The organism is Pontibacter roseus DSM 17521 (assembly GCF_000373265.1).
Lineage (GTDB): Bacteria > Bacteroidota > Bacteroidia > Cytophagales > Hymenobacteraceae > Pontibacter > Pontibacter roseus.
In genome coordinates this window covers 225281-247381 of record NZ_KB890767.1, presented here as the reverse complement: position 1 = coordinate 247381, position 22101 = coordinate 225281, and the positions used below count along the sequence as shown (strand labels likewise).

The 22101-nt window shown below is 53.7% G+C and carries 11 protein-coding genes; 4 read left to right on the top strand and 7 right to left on the bottom strand.

Translation table 11 applies throughout. From position 1 onward, the window contains the following. The first annotated feature begins 240 nt into the window (after positions 1–240). The 3 genes from B051_RS0117545 to B051_RS0117535 all read left to right on the top strand — a co-directional run bounded on the left by B051_RS0117545 (position 241) and on the right by B051_RS0117535 (position 6542). Positions 241–2469, top strand: coding sequence for an NADP-dependent isocitrate dehydrogenase (locus B051_RS0117545; protein ID WP_018479530.1), 2229 nt, complete (start codon positions 241–243; stop codon positions 2467–2469). Between the two features lie 128 nt (positions 2470–2597). Then, on the top strand, positions 2598–5519 hold the full coding sequence (locus B051_RS0117540; protein WP_018479529.1) for a DEAD/DEAH box helicase: 2922 nt from the start codon (positions 2598–2600) through the stop codon (positions 5517–5519). A gap of 105 nt (positions 5520–5624) precedes the next feature. After that, positions 5625–6542 (top strand): NmrA family NAD(P)-binding protein, encoded by a 918-nt coding sequence (locus B051_RS0117535; RefSeq protein WP_018479528.1) that lies wholly within the window; start codon positions 5625–5627, stop codon positions 6540–6542. A 200-nt stretch (positions 6543–6742) separates the two neighbouring features. On the opposite strand, the gene B051_RS0117530 is transcribed toward B051_RS0117535, so the two are convergent. The 4 genes from B051_RS0117530 to B051_RS0117510 all read right to left on the bottom strand — a co-directional run bounded on the left by B051_RS0117530 (position 6743) and on the right by B051_RS0117510 (position 14618). Then, positions 6743–7585: a hypothetical protein gene (locus B051_RS0117530; protein ID WP_018479527.1), complete on the bottom strand. Its 843-nt coding sequence runs from the start codon at positions 7583–7585 to the stop codon at positions 6743–6745. 378 nt (positions 7586–7963) lie between these two features. Continuing rightward, on the bottom strand, positions 7964–9394 hold the full coding sequence (locus B051_RS0117525) for an SLC13 family permease (protein WP_018479526.1): 1431 nt from the start codon (positions 9392–9394) through the stop codon (positions 7964–7966). Positions 9395–9612: 218 nt separating this feature from the next. Continuing rightward, on the bottom strand, positions 9613–12570 hold the full coding sequence (locus B051_RS0117515) for a M16 family metallopeptidase (protein WP_018479525.1): 2958 nt from the start codon (positions 12568–12570) through the stop codon (positions 9613–9615). A gap of 134 nt (positions 12571–12704) precedes the next feature. After that, entirely contained in the window at positions 12705–14618 is a 1914-nt protein-coding gene (locus B051_RS0117510; protein WP_018479524.1) for a DNA polymerase III subunit gamma/tau, read from the bottom strand. A gap of 468 nt (positions 14619–15086) precedes the next feature. Between B051_RS0117510 and B051_RS0117505 the strand changes: the two genes are divergently transcribed. After that, positions 15087–17876 carry a T9SS-dependent M36 family metallopeptidase gene (locus B051_RS0117505; protein WP_018479523.1) on the top strand — a complete coding sequence of 930 codons (2790 nt, stop codon included), beginning with the start codon at positions 15087–15089 and terminating at the stop codon, positions 17874–17876. Positions 17877–17972: 96 nt separating this feature from the next. Here B051_RS0117505 and cfa read toward each other — a convergent pair whose 3' ends face one another. The 3 genes from cfa to B051_RS0117490 form a co-directional block, all read right to left on the bottom strand. Continuing rightward, positions 17973–19067, bottom strand: coding sequence for a cyclopropane fatty acyl phospholipid synthase (cfa, locus tag B051_RS0117500; protein ID WP_245539655.1), 1095 nt, complete (start codon positions 19065–19067; stop codon positions 17973–17975). A 210-nt stretch (positions 19068–19277) separates the two neighbouring features. Next, a complete protein-coding gene (locus B051_RS0117495; RefSeq protein ID WP_018479521.1) occupies positions 19278–20636 on the bottom strand; it encodes a sensor histidine kinase in 1359 nt (452 codons plus the stop codon). After that, positions 20626–21996 carry a sigma-54-dependent transcriptional regulator gene (locus tag B051_RS0117490; protein ID WP_018479520.1) on the bottom strand — a complete coding sequence of 457 codons (1371 nt, stop codon included), beginning with the start codon at positions 21994–21996 and terminating at the stop codon, positions 20626–20628. The genes B051_RS0117495 and B051_RS0117490 overlap by 11 nt, the downstream gene beginning before the upstream one ends. Between the last annotated feature and the right edge of the window lie 105 nt (positions 21997–22101).

The following is a 22101-nucleotide window of genomic DNA, read 5'->3' as shown; positions in this document are numbered from 1 at the left end:
AAGAAGGCCGTCTGGTGAATGATATACCCAGGGCGGTGGAGCCGCCTTGTCGGCACACTCCATCCTGTGGCAGAGGAGGTAGCCAGGTAGGGCAGGAAAGCCTAGCTTTGGGCTAGCCCGTATTAAAAAGACTCTTATATTTGCTATCCCAACCAGCAGCAAGGGGAAGGCCACAAGCCTGGAAAAAATCGGGAGACAACCCGCAGCTGCCGGTGATTTTACCTTAAAACAAAAGAAAACATGATGACAAAAGCATCCAAGATTATCTATACCATAACCGATGAGGCGCCTGCCCTGGCAACGCGTTCTTTCCTGCCCATAGTGCAGGCCTTCACCAAAGCAGCCGACATTGAAGTAGAGACCAGAGACATTTCACTGGCCGGCCGCATCATCGCTGCTTTCCCGGAAAACCTTTCTGAGGAGCAGAAGCAGTCGGATGACCTGGCCTACCTGGGCGACCTGGCCAAGACGCCGGAGGCGAACATCATCAAGCTACCCAACATCAGCGCCTCTATACCGCAACTGACAGAGGCCATCAAAGAATTGCAGTCGCAGGGGTACAACATACCAGATTATCCAGCCGACCCCAAGAACGACGCTGAGAAAGAAGCAAAGTCACGTTACGCAAAAATTCTAGGTAGCGCTGTGAACCCGGTACTGCGCGAAGGCAACTCGGATCGCCGTGTGGCCGATGCCGTGAAGCAGTACGCCAAGAAGCACCCGCACTCGATGGGCAAGTGGTCTTCTGATTCTAAAACGCACGTGGCCCACATGACGGGCGGCGACTTCTACGGCAGCGAACAGTCTGTGGTAGTGGACAAAGCAACCGATGTGCGCATCGAGTTCGTGGGTGCCAACGGCGAGACCAAAGTGCTGAAAGACAAAGTAGCCCTGAAGGCTGGCGAAGTGATGGACTCCTCTGTGATGAGCCGCAATGCACTTCGCTCGTTTCTGGAGAAGGAGATTGCAGAGGCAAAAGAACAAGGCATCCTGCTCTCGTTACACCTGAAGGCGACCATGATGAAGGTATCTGACCCTATCATGTTTGGCCACGCTGTGACGGTGTTCTTCAAAGAGACTTTCGCCAAGCATGGCGCTACCTTCAAAGAGATTGGCGTAGACCCCAACAACGGCTTGGGCGATGTATACGCTAAAATTCAGAACCTGCCGGCTGAGCAGCGTGCCGAGATTGAAGCTGACCTGAAGACTGAGATGAAGAAACGCCCTGAGCTGGCGATGGTGAACTCTGACAAGGGCATCACCAACCTGCACGTGCCAAGCGACGTGATTATCGACGCCTCCATGCCAGCGGCAATCCGCTCGTCTGGTCAGATGTGGGGACCGGACGGCAAACTGCACGACACGAAAGCGATTATACCGGACCGCTCTTATGCCCAGATTTACCAGGAAGTAATTCAGTTTAACAAAGAGAACGGCGCTTTCGACCCGACCACCATGGGCACTGTACCGAACATCGGCCTGATGGCCCAGAAAGCCGAAGAATACGGCTCGCATGACAAGACGTTTGAGATGGCCGCCGCTGGTACTGTGCGCATTGTGGACGCTGACGGTAATACGCTGATGGAGCAGCAAGTGGAGCAGGGCGATATCTTCAGAGCCTGCCAGACAAAGGACCTTCCTATTCAGGACTGGGTGAAGCTGGCCGTTACGAGAGCCCGCATCACAAATACACCCGCCATCTTCTGGCTGGACCCACAGCGCGCCCACGACGCCAACCTCATCAAAAAGGTAGAGCTATACCTGCAGGACCACGATACCAACGGTCTTGAAATCAAAATCATGTCGCCAGTGGAGGCCATGCGCTATACCTGTGAGCGTGCCAAAGCCGGCAAAGACACCATCTCTGTAACCGGTAACGTACTCCGCGACTACCTGACCGACCTGTTCCCGATTATTGAACTGGGTACCAGCGCGAAAATGCTTTCTATCGTTCCGTTGCTGGACGGCGGTGGCCTGTTCGAAACAGGTGCCGGCGGCTCTGCACCGAAGCACGTGGAGCAGTTCGTAGAAGAGAACTACCTGCGTTGGGATTCACTGGGCGAGTTCCTAGCCCTAGCGGTTTCTTTGGAAGACCTGGCCTACAAGACTAAAAACGAGAAAGCGGAAGTACTGGCAGAAGCCCTGAACAAAGCCAACGCTGAGTTCCTGGAGAAAGATAAGTCGCCAGCTCGTAAAGTTGGTGGAATCGACAACCGTGGCAGCCACTTCTACCTGGCCATGTATTGGGCACAGGCGCTGGCTGAGCAGTCCAAGAACGAGGAGCTGAAAAACCGCTTTACAAAGCTGGCACAGGAACTGACGGACAACGAGCAGAAAATTGTGGATGAGCAAATTGCCGCACAAGGCAAGCCTGTTGACATCGGCGGCTACTACCACCCGAACGAAGAGAAAACCAGCAAAGCCATGCGTCCGAGTGAGACCTTGAATGCGGCTTTGGAGAGTTTCTAGTTGGAGGTATAGATTTTAAAATAGAAAGGCTGCCTGAGCGATTGGGCAGCCTTTCTATTTTAATCCATTAACTTTGAAGCTAAGGCCTAGCCAACTTTGTAGGTATAGCGGCTGCCTGAGAAGCAACAATGGAAGAGCAATACTCACCGTTCGAACCTTTTGACAGCGCAGACGACTCTGAGGCGAACTTTGCGGCTTATCTTGCTTCTCAACCACAAATCTCCAAATCCGCATCCGATACCAGAACCATTGTCGTGATTGGGCGGCACCGTTACTACAATTTGTTTAGTGCACAACTGGTCTCCTGCAGCCTGAGCAGCACTGGCGAACTAAAGGCTCCTTTTACAGTATTAAATCCACTCGAACAGGTATGGCGAACGGATAAGCCAGACGAGTTGAAGTTCTACAGCGCCATTGCCCGTTTTCATAGTTTCTACGAAAAGTCAGCTACAGATGCAGCCAGTTTTAAAGCGCTGGTACGCAATCCGCTGCACTATACCTTTTATCTCCACGACAGCGAGGTTTCCGATAAGGTAACGCCGCGCTCTATTATACCTGTTCAGGTCACGCAGCCACAAATTGACTTTAAAGTGCGCATAGGCCTGGCTAGCAACGTATTCAGCATCACCAACGATTTGTTTATAAACGGCACCTATTATCCCCTTAGTCGCATCAGCGTTCGGTATGAGCATTTCCTGGTGGCCGATGATGCCTGGTACCTGTGTCCTAATCCGCACTTACCTGCCGTTATAGCCTATTTCACAAAGCACGACCAGGAGTTGCAACTGCCGCACGACGCTTTTCTCCAATTTCAGCAGCAGGTGCTGGCAAAGATAGACACGCATGTGCCTGTGGAGCATACCTACCTGAAACCTGCCACCAAAGCACAGCTGCGAAGCAAAGGCTTTAACCAGCCGCCCGAGAAGGTGCTATACCTGATTGAGTCGCAGAACTATGTGTTGCTGCAGCCTTTTATGCGCTACGGTGAAATCGAGATTCCGCTGTTGTCGAATAAGCTGATTTATGACCAGGACAACATGGGCAGGCCGTTTTTTGTGGCACGCAACACCGAGGCAGAAGCGGCTTTTACCAAATTGCTGATGCAGCAGCACCCGCATTTCCGGGAGCAGCTCGACAACATACTCGAGTACTTTTACCTGCACAAAGACAGGTTCCTGGACGAGGCCTGGTTTCTAGATGCCTTCGACAACCTGGCTGCGCACGGAGTTACCATTCTTGGTTTCAACGACCTGCAAGGCAACAAACTCAGCCAGCACAAAGCCGCGGTGGCTATTCAGGTAGACAGTGGTCTGAACTGGTTTAATGTGACGGTTCAGGTAAAATTCGGCCGCAAAAAAGCGTCGCTCAAGCAGCTGAAGAAAGCAGTCGTGAACAAGAGTAAGTACGTACTGCTCGACGATGGTACCATGGGCATTATACCTGAGGAATGGCTCCAGAAGCTAAAAGTCTATTTCGACACAGGTATAGTAGAGGAGGAATTGCTGCAGATTCCCAAAACGAACTTTGCCGTGCTCACCGAATTGTTTGAAGATTACATGCTGGATGAACAGGTGCACAAAGAGCTGTGGTGGTACCAGGCACAGCTGGGCAACGTGGAGAACATCGCTCCTATACCTGCACCGGCCCAACTACAAACCACTTTGCGGCCTTATCAGTTGCAGGGCCTCAGCTGGCTCAATTTTCTGGACGACCTGCAGTTTGGCGGCTGCCTCGCCGACGACATGGGCCTGGGCAAAACAGTGCAGATTATCGCCTTTATGCTCTTGCTGCGCGAAAAGCGAGAGCGGCAAACGCATCTTCTGGTCGTGCCCACCTCGCTTATACCCAACTGGCAGGCGGAGCTGCAAAGGTTTGCCCCATCGCTCCAAGTGCATGTGCACCACGGCTCTAACAAAGCAAAGGCTACAGACGCTTTTCAGGAATACGATGTGGTCATCACCACCTACAATACCCTGCTCTCCGATATTGTTTTCCTGAAAAAGCACAGCTTCGGCTATACCTTCCTGGACGAATCGCAGAACATCAAGAACCCGAACTCGCAGCGCTACAAAGCGGCTTGTCTGCTGCAATCTTACAACAGAATCGTGCTGACGGGTACGCCGTTCGAGAACAATACCTTCGATATTTACGCGCAACTTTCCTTTGTCAATCCAGGTTTACTCGGCACCAGAACCTACTTCCGGAACACCTATGCCATGCCCATCGATAAGTTTAAGGACAGGAGAAGCGCGCAGGCATTGCAGGAGAAGATTGGGCCTTTTGTACTGAGGAGAACAAAAGCCGAAGTAGTCAAAGAGCTTCCCGATAAAACAGAAATGGTCCTGTACTGCGAGATGGGAGAGGAGCAGCGCAAGGTATACGACACCGCCGAGCAGGAATTCAGAGACTGCATCAACGCCACCGGAGAAGAGGAGCTGACAAAGCACCCGATGCACGTGCTGCGTGGCATCACCAAACTGCGCCAGATTTGCAATTCCCCACTGCTCTCCGGCGATACTAAACTTTTCTCCGATACCTCCGCCAAGATACAAGTGCTCCTGCAGCAGATTCAGAATATAGCGAGGCACCACAAAGTACTCGTGTTTTCACAGTTTGTAGGTATGCTGAATTTGATTAAAGAGGAGCTGGTAAAGGAAAATGTCAAGTACTCATACCTCACCGGCAGCACCCGCAACAGGGGCGAAGTAGTAGACCAGTTCCAAAAAGATGAAGAGATTCGTGTGTTTCTGGTGAGTCTGAAAGCGGGCGGCACAGGCCTTAACCTCACAGCAGCCGATTACGTGTTCATCGTGGACCCCTGGTGGAACCCTGCCGTAGAAAACCAGGCCATTGACCGCAGCTACAGAATCGGGCAGGAGAAAAAAGTGATTGCCGTGCGGCTCATTTGCCCCAACACGGTGGAGGAAAAAATCCAAATTCTGCAGCAGAGCAAGTCGAAACTGGCTACTGATTTGGTAACCGCCGATAACAGCTTCTTCCAGTCGCTTACCAAGGATGATTGGCTGAACTTGAGCAGTAGCAGTAGCTAAGGCACTTCGCCGAATCCAAATCTCAGTCGTGGGTGAGCATGAATAGTCAGCCACCCGCAACCTTTCCCGTTAATGCTTGTTCAAACCAAAGGTAAATAAGCAGCTATGGAAAACAACACTACTTCAGCGTCACAGAAGCCAACTATAGTTTTGGCAGGAGCCACAGGAGATTTAGGTGGGCGAATTGGCAGGTCTCTTCTGGAGAAGGGAGCTGAAGTGAGAGCAATAGTGCGTAGCAACAGTGATGCGGCTAAAGTAGATGCATTGCGAAAACAGGGTGCCACTATCTGTGAAGTAGATTTTCATAACGCTTCTGAACTGGCAAAATCCTGCGAAGGAGCTACCTGTGTGGTGTCTGCCCTGTCAGGGCTGCACTATGTGATGGTGGGTATACAAAGCCTGTTGCTGAATGCGGTCGTAGCGGCTGGTGTACCCCGTTTTATACCTTCCGACTTTGCGATTGACTTCACAAACCTACCTTATGGGAAGAACCGTAACCTCGACTTTCGCAAAGAATTCAAAGAGCGATTAGACAAAGCGCCTATCGCCGCGACTTCTGTGCTATGTGGTATGTTCGCTGATTTACTTACCGGGCAGGCACCCATTGTCCTGTTCCCAATTAAAAAAGTGATGTACTATGGGAATCCGAATCAGCTCATGGATTTCACGACCATACAAAATACAGCCGATTACACAGCAGCAGCCGCACTTGACCCCACCGCACCGCGTTACCTGCGCATCGCCGGAGACGTGTTGGATGCCTACGGCTTAAAAGAAGCTGCGAGCAAAGCTACTGGAGAGGAATTCAAATTACTCCGGGTTGGCGGATTGAGCTTACTGAATACCATCATCAGGATAACAAAAGCCCTTACACCGGCTAGCAAAGAAGTCTTTCCGGCATGGCAGGGTATGCAATACATGCGCGATATGTTCAGCGGGTTACCAAAACTGGAGCCTTTAGACAACGACCGCTATCCCGAAATAAAATGGACTACTGTAGCTGAAGTGCTGGAAAGGCGGTAAGTTTTGCTCCGCTCTTTCCCCGCTGGCGCGAACTTTCAGCTCCTGCCTATACCCTTCCACAGCCATACCTCCACGAGTGCCAGTACGAGCTGTAAGCGTGCACTGGCAGCAAGGTGACGCTATACCTAAGACATGAAACAAAACAGAAAGGCTGCCTGATTACCTCAGGCAGCCTTTCTGTTTTATGGGAAATAAACTTTCTAATCTGCATTGGAGCCAATGTCCCCTTGGGCAACGTAGACTTCCAGTTGCTCAGGGCTGAGGTGCACGTTGACATGGCCGTCGTATTTCAGCACGTCCGAGTAGCCGAAAGGTGTGCCATCGTCCAGTTCCGCCACGTTGGTCTTGCTCATACCCGTTGTGCCATCTACAGGATTGAAAGTGAATGCGATGCCTCCTCCTTCCTCAACCGAGTTCCTGTGGATGTGGGCTGGGTGTATGCCGTTCTCAGGTGTGTTCTCTAAAGTAATGGTGGCTAAGGCTTCTCCGTTCCTTCTTCGCTCAAAGACAACGAGTCCGTTTATACCTGGTACAGCTGCCTCCTCCAGTGTATACCTCTTGGACTTGCCTGTCAGTTCGTTCTGGCCGATATCAGACTGCGCTACAATGACATCCAGGCGCTCTTCGCTCAAGTGCACGTTCAGGTGCCCATCGTATTCCATCAGTTCCTCAAAAGAAACCGGATTGCCGGCATCATCCCGCCGAACAATCGTGGTGCTGACACCAGTTGTCCCGTCAACCGGATTGAGTGAGATAACGATGGGGCCTCCTTCTACAGCTGTGTTCGCATGGATGTGCGCTGGGTGCCTGCCCCCTGTAGGCGTCCCAGTCAAGACAATGGTAATGGAAGTCGTTCTGTTATCTATCCGCACAAATGTGGCGGTGCCTTCTATTGTTTCAACTGCTACCGGTTCGAGGTCATACACTTTCGTGTCGGGGATAGGCAATGGGAAGTCGTCATCGTCCTTACAACCGGTAAGGACAACCGTGCTGAGCACCAACATTAGCGTAAAAATGTTGATTTTGGATAGGTTGTTCAACATAGGCTTAACTATTAAAGGTAAAAAAATAAGACATTTCAGTTGAATCTTTGTATTATTTAACCTTCTGTAAGCCAGTTTGTTTTGAGTTTTTTGCTAATGAAGTCCAGAAAGTGGTGAGCAGCAGGAGCAAGTACTTAAGCCAGCTTCTAGAGGGCAATCTAGCTCGTTAAAAGCAACCTTGGTAAAAGCAGGAGCCCTGTCTCTACCACCGCTTCTGCCTCAAGAGAATCATGCCTGTTGTACTTGCCCTTCCGGGTAGACAATCTGAAAGCAACCTATTAGCTCGTGCTTGTACCCAGCACACGGCTATACCTCCACGACCGGCAATATGAAGTGCAGGCTTGTGCTGGCAGAAGGTTCGGCTGGCGACTAACAGCACTACCAAAAACCCAGGTACGTAAGCAGCCAGAAATAGCAGTAGGTGATAATCAGGCTGGAAATGCCAATCACGATGCCGTTGACGGCAAAGTCCTTCGTGGTGAGCTCGTTTGTGGAGTAGGCTATGGCGTTTGGCGGGGTGCTGATGGGCAGGGCCATGCTGCTTCCGGCCATCACGGCCAGCCCGATGGCCATAAACTTCACATTCACGCCTTCCAGTTGGTGCGCCATCGAAATGGCCATGGGTATGAACAGTATGGCTGTGGTGGTGTTGGACATGAAAGTGCCCACCACCAACGTGGTTATGAAGATGATTAGCACAATCCATTCACTCTCAAGAGGCAGAGAGTCAGCAATCACCTTATCGAGGCCGGTGAGGCTCATTCCCTCGCCCAGCGCCAGGCCGCCCGCAATCACAAACAAAATGTTCCACTCCAACCTGTTGAACTCCTTAATGGAAAGCAGGCCCGTGGCCGTGAACATAATGGCGGGAAACAAGGCCACCACCGCCGACGGAATGCCATGCCAGCTATCGGTTAACCAAAGCAGCACCGTAATGCCAAAAACGACAATCACGAAAATGCCTTCTCCGCTGAAAGGCTTCTTTTCCACAGGCGTCAGCATAAGGGGGATTTCAGGTTTATACCGGAGCCACAGCAGCTGAAAAAGTATGAACAGCAGCACCACTACCAGCGGGAGCATGATAACCATCCAGGTAAGGAAGTCAACCTGAACGCCCTCGTTCGCCAGCAAACCGACTGCAATGGCGTTAGGCGGCGACCCGATGGGCGTCGCCAGGCCTCCTATGCTTGCCGAGAAAGGTATAGCCAGCGTAAGTCCCTTGCGGAATGAGTTACTGGCCGGAACAAAAGCAAGGATGGAACTGGTCAGGATAATCATCATGGCTGTGGTGGCCGTGTTGCTGATCCACATGCCAAAGATGGTGGTGATGACGATTACGCCAAGCAAAGCACTTTTGGCAGACAGACCGAAAATGCGCAGCATCACGCTCGACAGGTATACATCCACGTTCACTTTCACCCCAACCTTGGCCAGTATGAAGCCCCCTAGGAATAGATAGATGATAGGGTCTGAAATAGGGTCGAGGAAACGCTGGTAAGGTATAGTCGCTATACCTGGCGTATTCAAAATGCTCCAGTTGCCCGGGTTGCCCAGCAGGATAACCTGCGCCCCTATGATAAGGAGTGAGGTGGCAAACAGTGGGATGGTCTCCGTGGCCCAAAGCAAAGCCGCCGTCACCAGAATGCCCGTCATGTAGGCTATCTGCGGCGTAAGGTCTGTGGTTTCTGCCACCAGCCAGCCTGAGAGAACGCCAAACAGAATGATGACTGAGAATGACAGAATGCGTTTCAGCCTGGGGAGTGGAAGTTCGGTTGCTTTTCTGATAAGGCGCTTTGTACTGGAATCCATTGTGCTGCTCTGGAGGGTCTGTTCTGACTTACATTTGGGTTGCCGTAGCCGTTTTTTCTATACCTGCCGGCTGCTTCTGCGTTTTCTGCAGCATTTGGCTATGCGGCATCAGGATAGGTTGCTATATGCTTAAGTTAGCAAGTATAAGTTAAACTGTAAAACAAAAGCGGCAGCCTGAAGGGGCTGCCGCTTTTGTTATCAAGGTATAGCAATCAGGTCTAGTACCCGAATACTTGCTCCAACGTCAGTTGCTTCACTTTGCCGTACTTCTCCAGTTCTTTGAAATTCAGTCTGTCTTTCGAGCCGATTACCAAGATGGCCTGTGGCTGGGCTTTCACGAACTTCTTCTGGAACTCCTGCAGCTGGTCAAAGGTCAGGCTGTTGGCGCTTTCGTACACGTCTTTGCGGATGTCGTAGTCCAGGCCGAGGCGCTTGGCCCGCTCGTAGTCAAACAGGATAGATGATTTGGTGATGCGCTCCGAAGAGATGCTGTTGCGCAGCGAGGCCTTCGCCAGATTGAAGTTCTCATCGGCCAGCGGCATGTTGTTCAGGAGCTCCTGCATACCTGCCATCGCCTCGGGCAGCTTGTCTGACTGCGTACCGATGTAGGACATGATGTAGTTGGAGCGGTCCTTCTTGCTGGCCGTGCTGTAGCTGGAGTAAGCGGAGTAGGCCAAAGCCTTTGACTCGCGCAGTTCCTGGAACACAATCGAGCTCATACCGGCACCGAAGTACTGGTTGTACAGGCGGATGGTCGGCACCATGGCTTTGTTGAAGGCATCCGCTTTGGTCAGGAACATCAGTTCGGCCTGCACCATGTTATAATCCACCCAGTACACCGTCGGCTGCTTGATGTCCAGCTCGGCGTATACCTTCTCGGCAGGAACCGGCTTCAGTCTGCCCGGCACGATGTGACCGATGTTCAGGGCGGCCACCAAGTTGTCTGCTTCACGTGGGCCATAGTACAGCACGCGGTGCTCGTAGGTAGGGATGCTCTTGATGAGGTCCACCAGTTCCTGTGGCTTCACAGCCTTCAGTTCTTTCTCTGAAAGCACCGTGGTGAACGGGTTCTTCGGGCCATACTTGGCGTAGTTCACCAGAGCCTGGTTCAGGATAACAGATTTGTTCAGCTTGGCGTCGTTGCGGGCCTTCAGGATGCCGGCTACCATGTCGTCCAGTGCTTTTTGGTCAGCCTTCGGGTTCTGCAGCGTGTTCTCGAACAGGGCCAGCGCCTTCACGAAGTTTTCATCCAAGCCAGACAGCGTGACATATACCTGGTCGCCGGAAGTGGACACATTGAAGGAGGTACCCAGCTTGTAGAACTCCTTCTTGAGTTCCTCAGCGGTATACTTGTCGTTGCCCAGGAACTTGAGGTAGTTCACCGCCATACCCAGTTTCTGGTCGTTGTTCGTGCCCATGTCCAGGATGTAGTAAAGCTGGAACAGGCCGTTCTCGTTGTTCTTGGTGTAGAGGAGCGGGATATTGTTCTTCAGCTTCGCCTCTTTGATGTCGGCTTTGTAATCCACGAACACCGGAGAGAGCGCCGGCACATCGGCCGCCATGAAGTTCTTGTAGTACTCTGACTGCGCATCGCGGTTCACCGGCACTGGGGTGATGGTTGGCTTCTCTACTTTCTGGGCGGCAGCGTTCTTGTCGTTGCGCTTGTACACCAGCACGTAGTTGTTGTTCAGGTACTTGTTGGCCACATCCACCACCTCTTGCTTCGTGATTTTGGCGAATTCCTCCGGGCGGTTCACATACTGTGACCACGGAATGTCATAGACGAAAGCGGTCACGAAGGCATCGGCACGGTTGGAGTTATCCTCATACGACTGCATCAGGCTGATTTTGTTGTCGTTCACAATCGCAGGAATCAACCAGTCCTCAAACTTGCCCTGCTTCACCAGCTCCACCTGCGTCAACAGCATGTCCTTCACCTCATCCAGGCTCTGTCCTTGGCGCGGAGAGCCACCCAAACGGAACACCGAGTAGTCTTTCATCTGGTTGTCATAGCCGTACGCCTGCAGTACTTTCTGCTGCTGGTTCAGGTTCAGGTCAATCAGGCCGGCCTGACCGTTGTAGAGGATGTTGCTGATCATGCTCAGCACGAGCGCCTCGCGCGAGTTCATGCCCGGGAAACGGTAGGCGATGGACACGTTCTCCGCGCTAGGACCCGTCACTTCCTTCACAATCGGCTTGGCGATGGGCTGCTCCTGCGCGACCTGGAAGGCAGGGGCCGACCTTTTCTGCAGCTTGCCAAAGTGGGCATCAATCATGCGGATGGTCTGGTCGAAGTCGATGTCACCGCTCAGCGCGATGGCCATGTTGTTCGGCACGTAATAGGCATCAAAGTACTTCTTGATTTCAGTGATGGAGGGGTTCTTGAGGTGCTCCACCGTGCCGATGGTGGTCTGCGTGCCATACTGGTGCGTCGGGAACATCGCCGCGTTCAGCGTCTCCATCACTTTCCAGCCGTCGTTGTCGAGGGTGCGGTTCTTTTCTTCGTATACGGCCTCCAATTCGGTATGGAACAGGCGGGGTACCAGCTCGCCAAAACGGTGTGCCTCCAGGGCTACCCAGCGCTCCAATTGGTTGCTCGGTACGTCGTTGGTATACACCGTCTGCTCCACGGAGGTATAGGCGTTGGTTCCTTTGGCCCCGATGGCTCCCAGGATTTTGTCGTACTCGTTGGCTACGGCATAGGTAGCGGCTACACCCGAGATAGAGTCGATTTGATGGTAGATTTTCTTGCGCATGGCTGCGTCGGTGGTGTTGCGGTGCTTTTCATACAGCGCCTCAATCTTGTCCAGCTCCGCTTTCTCCTTCTCCCAGTTCTGCGTACCGAGTTTGGTCGTGCCCTTGAACACCATGTGCTCCAGGTAGTGTGCCAGACCAGTAGCATCGGCCGGGTCGTTTTTGCTGCCAGCCTTCACCGCGATGTAGGTCTGCACGCGTGGCGCGTCCTCGTAATCGGTCAGGTATACCTTCAGGCCATTGTCCAGGGTATAGACACGGGCGTTGAGTGGGTCGTTGGCGGCGGTTTCGTATTTGTACTCCTTTTGGGCCGGAGAGGCCACAGCCGTGTCGGTGGCCGACTGGGACTGGGTGATTTCGTTTTTACACTGCGTGAACGTGAGCGCTGACGCAGCCAAAAACAAGGATAATCCTTTTTTCATGGGCTAGTTTTTAGGTATAGACAGGTATAGACACACAACATGCTGCCAGGTCGCCGGCTTCTAATGGACAGAAGCCGGCCGACGTGACAGATGCGTTTTAACTATAACTTTACAAATATATATTTTTTACCGATTTAGAAGTCAGTGTCCAGGCCTAATCGCTGTTTCATATCGACGAGCACCGGGTATTTCTCGGCCAGGTAGTTGAATTTGTCCTGTGAGGTATAGAGTTTATTGCCTTCCTGCACCTCCATCACCTCGGCTTTCAGCGTGATGCTGCGGTTGCCGGTCTCTTTCTTCAGCTCGGCCAGCAGGGACGGGCGCAGGCTGGTGAACTGGTCCATCATCACGTGGTTTTCCAGGTGCAGAATAATATCATTCCCTTCGCCGATGTGGTACTGGCGGTTCAGGAGGGTGTACTCCATCATGTTCTCCGCCTTTTTGCGGCGCAGGATGGCGTGCCACACCGTTTTGAGCCGGTCCGCATCAACGGGCGCTACACTACCATGCGGCGACTCCTCCTCTTCCTCGGCCACGGCCGTGTCCGTCACCACAGTGGCCGCCTGGTTCTGGATGTCCTTCAGGCTAGGCAACTTGCCCAGCTTTTTCTGGGGAGGAACAGGTATAGACGGCCGCTGCATGGCAGGGGCAGGGGCTGCCTGCGCCTCCGGGGCTGATAGGTGGGCATCTGGTGTTACGTGCTGTGGTTTAGGTGGCTGCTGCAGTCCTTCCGACGGCACAGTGCCCGGCTGCTGTGGTTGCTGCAAACCTACGGAAGGTATACCGCCACCGCCTTGCATCGCTGCCGAAGGCACACCACCAGCAGCCGGTTGCTGCATAGCGGCAGAAGGTATAGTGGCACCTGGAGTACTGGTAGAGGCCGGTGCCTGGTCCGCTACCTTAGCTTTTTTTGGGGCTGCTCCGTTTTCTCCCACGCGCTGGGCAAAACTCAGGGCTGCGTTGAGGTGCGCCATCTTCATGAGGCACAGCTCCACGTGCAGGCGCTGGTTCTTGCTGCTCTTGTAGTGCATGTCGCAGGTGCTCACCAGGTTCAGGCCCGAAAGCAGGAACGACACCGACGACTTGGCCGACTGCTCCGCATACCTGGCCTTGACGTTATCCGACACCTCCAGCAGTTGCACCGTCTGAGCGTCTTTACATACCAGCAAGCTGCGGAAATGCTCGCCTATACCCACCAGGAAGTTATGCGCGTCAAAGCCGTTCTTCAATATCTCGTCGAAGAGGAGCAGCGAGCCCGACAGGTTCTCCTGCAGCAGGTAATCGGTGAGGCGGAAATAATAATCGTAGTCCAGGATGTGCAGGTTCTCGACGGTGGCCCTGTAAGTCACGTTGTGGCCCGAGAAAGTCACCATCTGGTCGAAGATGGACAGCGCGTCGCGCAGGGCACCATCGGCCTTCTGCGAAATCAGGTGGAGGGCATCTGGTTCGGCCTGTATGTTCTCCTTCTGGGCGATGCTGCCCAGGTGGCGCACCATGTCCTCGATGCGGATGCGGTTAAAGTCGAATATCTGGCAGCGCGACAGGATGGTCGGGATAATTTTGTGGCGCTCGGTGGTGGCCAGGATGAAGATGGCATACGCAGGCGGCTCCTCCAGCGTCTTCAGAAACGCGTTGAAGGCCTGGTTCGAGAGCATGTGCACCTCATCTATGATGTAGATTTTGTATTTGCCGGTCTGAGGGGCGTAGCGCACCTGCTCCACCAGGTTCCGGATGTCCTCCACGGAGTTGTTGGAGGCGGCATCGAGCTCGTGTATGTTGAAGGAGCTGTTGGAGTTGAAGCTGCGGCACGATTCGCACTCGTTGCAGGCCTCTACTTCCGGGGTGATGTTCTGGCAGTTAATGGTCTTGGCCAGGATACGGGCACAGGTCGTTTTGCCCACACCACGCGGACCGCAGAACAGGAACGCCTGGGCCAGATGGTGGCTGCTGATGGCGTTTTTGAGGGTGTTGGTGATATGGTGCTGCCCCACCACGCTATCGAACGTGGCCGGCCGGTACTTACGCGCTGATACTACGAAATTTTCCATCACTACAAAGATAACGAATCCGAAGGTGAGATGGGAGTGGTTTTTATCCAGTAGTTTTCCAGACAGTTATCCACTCTATAACAAAGGGTGTAGGACGCGGCGCAGGATTGGCACCGAGTATTTCAAGGCGGCTCTTCCGATGATTTCGGAAGTATAGGTAGGGCTGGTGTCAAGGAAGCGAGCCTTGCAATAGAAGTTTACATGAACCTGTAGGATAGTATAGCCTGCTGCTATAGTAGGAATATGGCTGTATAGTCTTCTGGAATGGGTATTTGGCTGACTTGATTACATTTATATTTATTAATACTTATATATAAATGTATCAGCTAGTTGTGTAATATAAGAAGTAAATATTAAGATAAAAAATGTTTTATTTTAAAGGCAGTTGAATATAACTATACCTATATCGTTGCGTACTCCATAATCTGATACCTACAGAGTCTAACTTAAACTTTAACAAATCACTTTATGGAAAAAAATCTACGCTTACTGGTCCAGTTGGCATTCGTCGTGATTTTGCTGCTGGGAACCACCCTGACCTACGGGCAGGGAAGGAGCAACGACAAAAGGAAGCAGCTTCCGCAGGTAGCGCTCGACCACATCAACAAGAACAAGCAGAAGCTGAAGGTCAAGGACAAAGACATCGCGGACCTGGAGCTGAGCAGCGAGTCCGACAGCAAGAAGACCGGCCTGAAGCACTACTACATCAAGCAGCAGTTCGAGGGAATCGAAATCCATGGAGCCATCACCAACATGTCTGTTAAAGGTGACCAGGTGGTGACCATGGGAAACCGCTTCCATGAAGGCATTGAAGCCAAAGTGAACAGCAAGCAGCCTGTGCTGGACGCTGCCGGGGCGGTTGCGGCCGCAGCCCGTCACCTGGGTGCCACCATCAGCGAGCCTTTGACTGTTCTGGAGCAGACCAACGACCGGAACAAAGCGGTGGTGTTTTCCAAGGGAGGCATCTCATTGGAGACCATTCCTGCCAAACTGGTATACCAGCCGATGGGCGATGCGCTGAAGCTGGCCTGGGAGGTATCAATCTATGAGCTGGATGCACAGAACTGGTGGAACATTCGGGTAGACGCCAGCACGGGTGAGTTATTAGACAAAGACAACATGGTGGTGCATTGCCTGTTCGAGAATGACGGCGCCGGCGGCAAGTTCCTGCACGAAACGCACAGCCACACGGCCACCACACAACTGGAAGAGGCGCTCGATATGACGCCTTACGCACCGGTGGCCGGTCCTATGAACAATGGCAAAACTCCCGGCCTGTACGAGGTATACCCGATGCCGGTAGAGAGCCCCAACCACGGCAGCCGCAAGCCTGTGAACGCAGCAGCGGCAGTAGACGTGGTGGCATCGCCTTCCGGTTGGCACACCACTGACAAAGCCAGCTATACCATCACCAGAGGCAACAACGTGTATTCGTATGAAGACCCGGATAACACAGGTTTTATTGCCAGCAACGCAGACGACGGTGCCGATGTGGTATACGGGTATAGCCCGGACGGCGGCACGCAGCGGGTATTCAAATACGGGTTCGATTTCACAACTGGTCCCGCTGCCTACCGCGACGCCGCCATCACCAACCTGTTCTACTGGAACAACATCATCCACGACGTATGGTACAAGTATGGGTTTGATGAAGAAAGCGGCAACTTCCAGGCCGCCAACTTTGGCAAAGGAGGACTAGACAATGACTATGTGATGGCCGAGGCGCAGGATGGCAGGAACATCTCCACCATCCGGAACAACGCCAACTTTGCCACACCTGTCGATGGCAAACGCCCCAGAATGCAGATGTACCTCTGGAGCGGTATACCTGACCAGGATATGTTCCAGATTGTTTCGCCTGCTTCTATTGCAGGCAGCTCGCTGGCAGTACAGGCTGCGTTCGGACCAAGGCTCAACTCCATGCCAATCACAGGCAAACTGGTGCTAGCCGAGGGGCTTGACGGCTGTAATCCTATCGCGAATGCGGCTGCGATTGCCGGCAACATTGCCATGGTATACAGAGGCAGCTGTGAGTTCGGCGTGAAAGTGCTGAATGCGCAGAATGCAGGCGCTGTTGCAGTGGTTGTGGTGAACAATGCGCCTGGCACACCTACCTCCATGGGTGTTGGAGCCACAGACCCGAATCTGATTGATATTTCTTCGCTCATGATAACAGATGTGGCCGGTGCGGCCATCAGAACAGCCATGGCTGCAGGCCAGGTAGTGACAGTTAGCCTGAAAGACGACGGCTCCGGACCAGAGTTTGACGGCGACTTCGACAACGGCATCATTGTGCATGAGTATGGTCATGGCATCTCCAACCGTTTGACTGGTGGCCCGAACACCACCTCTTGTCTGCCATCACAAGTGAGAACAACAACTGGTCAGATTTTATCGACTGAACAGATGGGAGAGGGCTGGAGCGACTGGTTCGGCCTGATGATGACCATGAAGAAAGGCGATACCCGTGAGAAAATCAGAGGTATAGGTACGTATGCAGGCGGTGAGGGAGTTGAGGGACGCGGCATCAGACCGGCTCCTTACACCACCAACTTCAGTGTGAACAGCTATACCTACGACGCCACCAACAACCCGAGCCTCGCAGCACCGCACGGCGTTGGTTTCGTATGGGCTTCCATCCTCTGGGAGATGACCTGGGACCTGATTGATGTGTACGGCTTTGACGACGACCTCTACAACGGGAAGGGCGGTAACAACATCGCCATGCAACTGGTGATTGACGGTTTGAAGATGCAGCCGTGTATGCCAGGTTTCGTGGACGGACGGGATGCCATACTGCTGGCTGACGAGCTGAACTACGGAGGAGCCAACAAAGAGCTCATTTGGAGGGCCTTCGCCAGAAGAGGCCTGGGCTACAGCGCTGACCAGGGCCTGAGCTACTACAGATTCGACCAGACGGAAGCCTACGATTTACCGGGAGACCTGACTGCGACTGTGGCTAACCCGGTTCTTGCCGAATCGGAGACGATGGCTGAGAAGGAGCTGTTCATCAGCTATCCGAACCCATTCTCAGAAAGCACCACCATTAGCTTCAAAGCCAAAGAGTCAGGTTTTACCCAACTCAAGGTGTATGACATCACAGGACGCGAGGTGGAAACACTGTTTGAGGGCGAGGTTGAAAAAGGCGAGACCTACAACCACAGCTTCAAAGCGGCGGGTCGTGAGAATGGAATATACATCTACCGGATTGTGAATGGCGGCAGCACCCGCTCGGGAACCATGCTGCTGATGAAGTAACCGGCTCCTGACAGGAACCAGGTATAGAAGCCTGGCCGCAGCCAACACCGCTGCGGCCAGGCTTTCTTATTTTCGCTCAGGTAGGTATAGCCGGGATTACCGCACCGTTTCGTAGCCGCCCAGTATACCTTTCTTGGAAAGCACGAGCTGCCAGAGCTGGTTGTTGCGTGCCCTAAACGAGCCGGCGCTGGAGAGCAAGTAATATTTCCACATGCGGTAGAAGCGCTCGCCATATTCTCCATGCAGTTCGTCCCAGCTCTGGTTGAAGTTATCGAACCAGGCCATGAGGGTATAGTCGTAGTGCGGGCCGAAGTTGTGTATATCTTCCACCACAAAGATTTTCTCCATGGCTTGGGTCAGTTGTTTAAGCGAGGGGATGAGGCAGTTGGGGAAAATGTAGGTGTCGGTGAAGGGGTCGGCGGAGGTTCTGGAGTAGTTTACCCCGATGGTGTGCAGCAGAAAAAGGCCATCGTCTTTGAGGCAGCGGGCGGCCGTCTGCATAAAAGTGCGGTGGTTGCGGTAGCCCACATGCTCCACCATACCCACCGATACCACATGGTCGAACTGCTCCCGCACATCGCGGTAGTCCTGCAGCCGTATCTCGACCGGCAGCCCTTTGCAGAGCTCCCGCCCCAGTTCCGCCTGCTCCCGCGACACGGTCACGCCCACCACCTCTACGCCATACCTCTCGGCGGCGAAACCTGCAAAACTTCCCCAGCCACACCCTATGTCGAGTACCCGCTGGCCTGGCTGCAGCCGGAGTTTACGGCAGATGAGGTCGAGTTTGTTTTCCTGCGCCTGGTCCAGGGTGTCGGCGTTCTTCCAGTAGCCGCAGCTGTAGGTCAGGCGCTTGTCCAGCATGCGCAGGTATAGCTTGTTGCCGATGTCGTAGTGGCGTTGCGCGTTGCGAGCGGCCTTGCCCTTGGGCTGCAGGTTCACCAGTTTGGCCAGCAGCATCTCCAGCCACGATTTCCAGCCCAACCGAGCGCGCTTGTACAGGTCGGCGCGCAGCACCCGGAAAGCGAATTCGTCTATACGCTCGCAATCCCACCAGCCGTCCATGTACGACTCACCTAAGCCGAGTGTACCCTGGCTGAGCACGCGCCTGAAGAACCGGTTGTCGTGCACCTGCAGGTCCCACTGGTCTGGCCCGTTGATTTTGACATCGGCAATGGCAAGAATGTCAGCCACGCTCCGCTGTAATCCTGGAGAGTTCATCAGTCAATAAGGATGTAAATGAATGAAGCACTGTATTTTACCCTTGTCCGACTATGAACGGAAGCAGCAGATTAGGGTTGATTTGTAGGTGTTATATTCAACTTTTACCAACTCCAGGAGGTCGTATTTAATCATTACGAAGCAGCATGGAGTACTTGCTGCAGCTATACCTGCTCGCCGTGTCTAAAAGACCAGCCGGAACACACTGCCCACGCCTTCCTGCGACTCCACCTGTATGGTGCCTTTGTGCAGCAGCATGATGTGCTTGGCCAGGCTGAGGCCGATACCGGAGCCGTCTTTGTGGGAGGTGAAGAAGGGAATGAAAATGCTTTCCATCAAGGCTTCGGGTATACCTGTGCCGTTGTCGCGCACCTCTATCACCACCTTTCCGTTTTCCTGCCGGCCGGCACTCAGCCAGACGTGGGGTTCCGGTCTGTCTTTCACCGCGCGCACCGCGTTCAGAATCAGGTTTATCAGCACCTGCTCCAGCAGGTTCACGTCGCCATTCAAGGTCAGCTCCTGCGGCGACACCTGGCAACTGATGGCCACGCCCTGCTCCTTCAAACGTGGGTGCATGAAGGTTTCAATGCTGCTGAAAAGCTCCTGCACATAGACCGTGGTGAGCAGGATGTTCTGCGACTTGTTGAGGTTGCGGTAGAAGTGGGCAAAGCGCAACAATCCTTCGCTTCGTTTCTTGATGATGGCTATACCCTCCTCGGTGTCCTGAAGCAGTTCGTGGTTGGGCGGCAGCTGCCCCTGCCCCTCCTGTTCCTCGCGCTCAGCCTGCAGGTGCTTGCCCAGCGAGTCAGCCAGGGAGGCGATAGGCGCCACGGAGTTCATGATTTCGTGCGTCATCACGCGCAGCAGCTTCTGCCAGGCCTCTGTCTCGGTCTCGTCCACGGCCGAGCTCACGTTCTTGATGGCCACCAGTGTCAGGTTGTGCTGCTGCATGCTGAATGCCGTGGCCGAAAGGAGCAGCTGCGCCGTGCCCTGCGGCAGCTTCAGCTTCAGGAGCCTGTTCTCGTGGGGCTGCAACTCCAGTATGGCTTCCAGCAACTGCGGGTGGCGTCTTTCCAGTCCGTTCAGACTCTTGAGGTAGGGTATACCAAGTATGCGCTTGAAGGCATCGTTCACCCATTCCACCTCGCCCTCCTCGTCATAGGCCATGATGCCCGTGTCAATCAACTGCAGGATGGTTTGCATGTACTGGAACTGCGCCTCTTTCTCTATCTCGAGTTGCTTGAAGGTCTGGCTGATTTGGTTGAACGCCTGGTGCAGCGGACCCAGCGAGTGATTGGAGGGGTTCTCGTTGAACTGCTGCGTGAAGTCGCGCTGCCGCACGGCCTGTAGGAACTTGGCCATCTCATAGTTACTGCGCGTCAGGTAACTGGCCAGCTCCCATACCTGCGCCAGCAGCACCAGGATGCCAGACGACACCTGCAGCCAGGTGAACTGCACCAGGTACTGCACGGTCAGGAACATCACGCCCAGCAGCAGCAGGACGCGAACCAGGAGGCCAAACTCGAGGCGCTTAAATGTCATGCTTGTTCAGGCGGCGGTATAGGGCGGTGCGGGTGAGGCCCAGCTCTTTAGCGGACTTGGATATGTTGCCTTTGTTCTTCTCAATCACGCGGCGGATGGTCTCGCGCTCAATCTCGCTGAGGGGCAGCTGCTGGTCGAAAACAGGTACCGCCGCAGGCCACGGCGCGTCCAGTTCCATACCTGAAAAGCTGAAATCCTGTGGCTGCAGCACGTTGCCCTCGGCCATGATGATGGCGCGCTCCACGGCATGTTGCAATTCCCGCACGTTGCCCGGCCAGGTATGCTGCTTCAGCTTTTTGAGTGTGGCAGGAGCGAACTCAGGTATAGCTTTGTGGTTTTTAGGGGCATAGTGCGCCGCGAAGTGCTGCGCCAGCAGCTCCACGTCATCGCCGCGCTCGCGCAGGGGCGGTAGCACAATTTCTACCGTGTTGATGCGGTATATCAAATCCTTGCGGAACTGGTTTTGAGAAGCCAGCTGGTAAATGGGCACGTTGGTGGCCGAGACCAGACGGATGTCCACCGGCACGGGTTGGTTGGAGCCCAGCGGCGTCACCTGTCGGTTCTGCAGCACCGTGAGCAGTTTGGCCTGCATGGGCAGTGAGATGTTGCCTATCTCATCCAAAAACAAAGTGCCTCCGTTGGCGGCCTCAAAGCGGCCGGCGCGGTCCTCTTTGGCATCGGTGAAGGCGCCTTTCTTATACCCGAACAGCTCACTCTCGAACAGCGAATCGGTCAAGGCACCCACGTCTATGCTCACAAAGGGCTTGCCCGCCCGGAAGGACTTCTGGTGCAGCGCACGGGCCACCAGTTCTTTGCCGGTGCCGTTCTCGCCCAGTATCAGGACGTTGGCCTCGGTGGGCGCTATTTTTTCGATTTTGTACAACACCTCCCGTATGGCATCGGATGTACCCAATATGGGTGAGGCATCGCTGACTTTGTTTTTGGCTGGCTGCCCCTTCTGCTTGAGCTGCTTCGACTCCAGGGCATGGTGCAGGGTCTCGAGGAGCTTGTCGTTGTGCCAAGGCTTCACAATGAAATCGTAGGCGCCCTCCTTGAGGGAGCGCACCGCCAGTTCCACATCGCCGTAGGCCGTGATGAGGATGACAGTCGCGTTGCGGTCCTTCTCCAGTATCTGGCGGAGCCAGTAGATGCCTTCGTTGCCCGTGTGCAGGGCGCTCTTGAAGTTCATGTCTAAAAAGATGACATCGAACTGCTCCTTGCTGAGGAGCGCCATCAGGTTATCGGGGTTTTTCTCCGTCACCACTTCCTTCACCTCGGTCTTGAGCAGCATCTTCATCGCGAAGAGCACATCCGTCTCATCGTCGACCACCAAGATTCGTCCCTGTTTAGCAGCAGCCATACATTCAAAGCTAGATTTTTATTCGAAGATAGCAGAATTCAACAATTCTTCCTTAGCAAAATCAATTTTAATACACAGTTTGGCGCATGTTGCGAAAGCGCACAC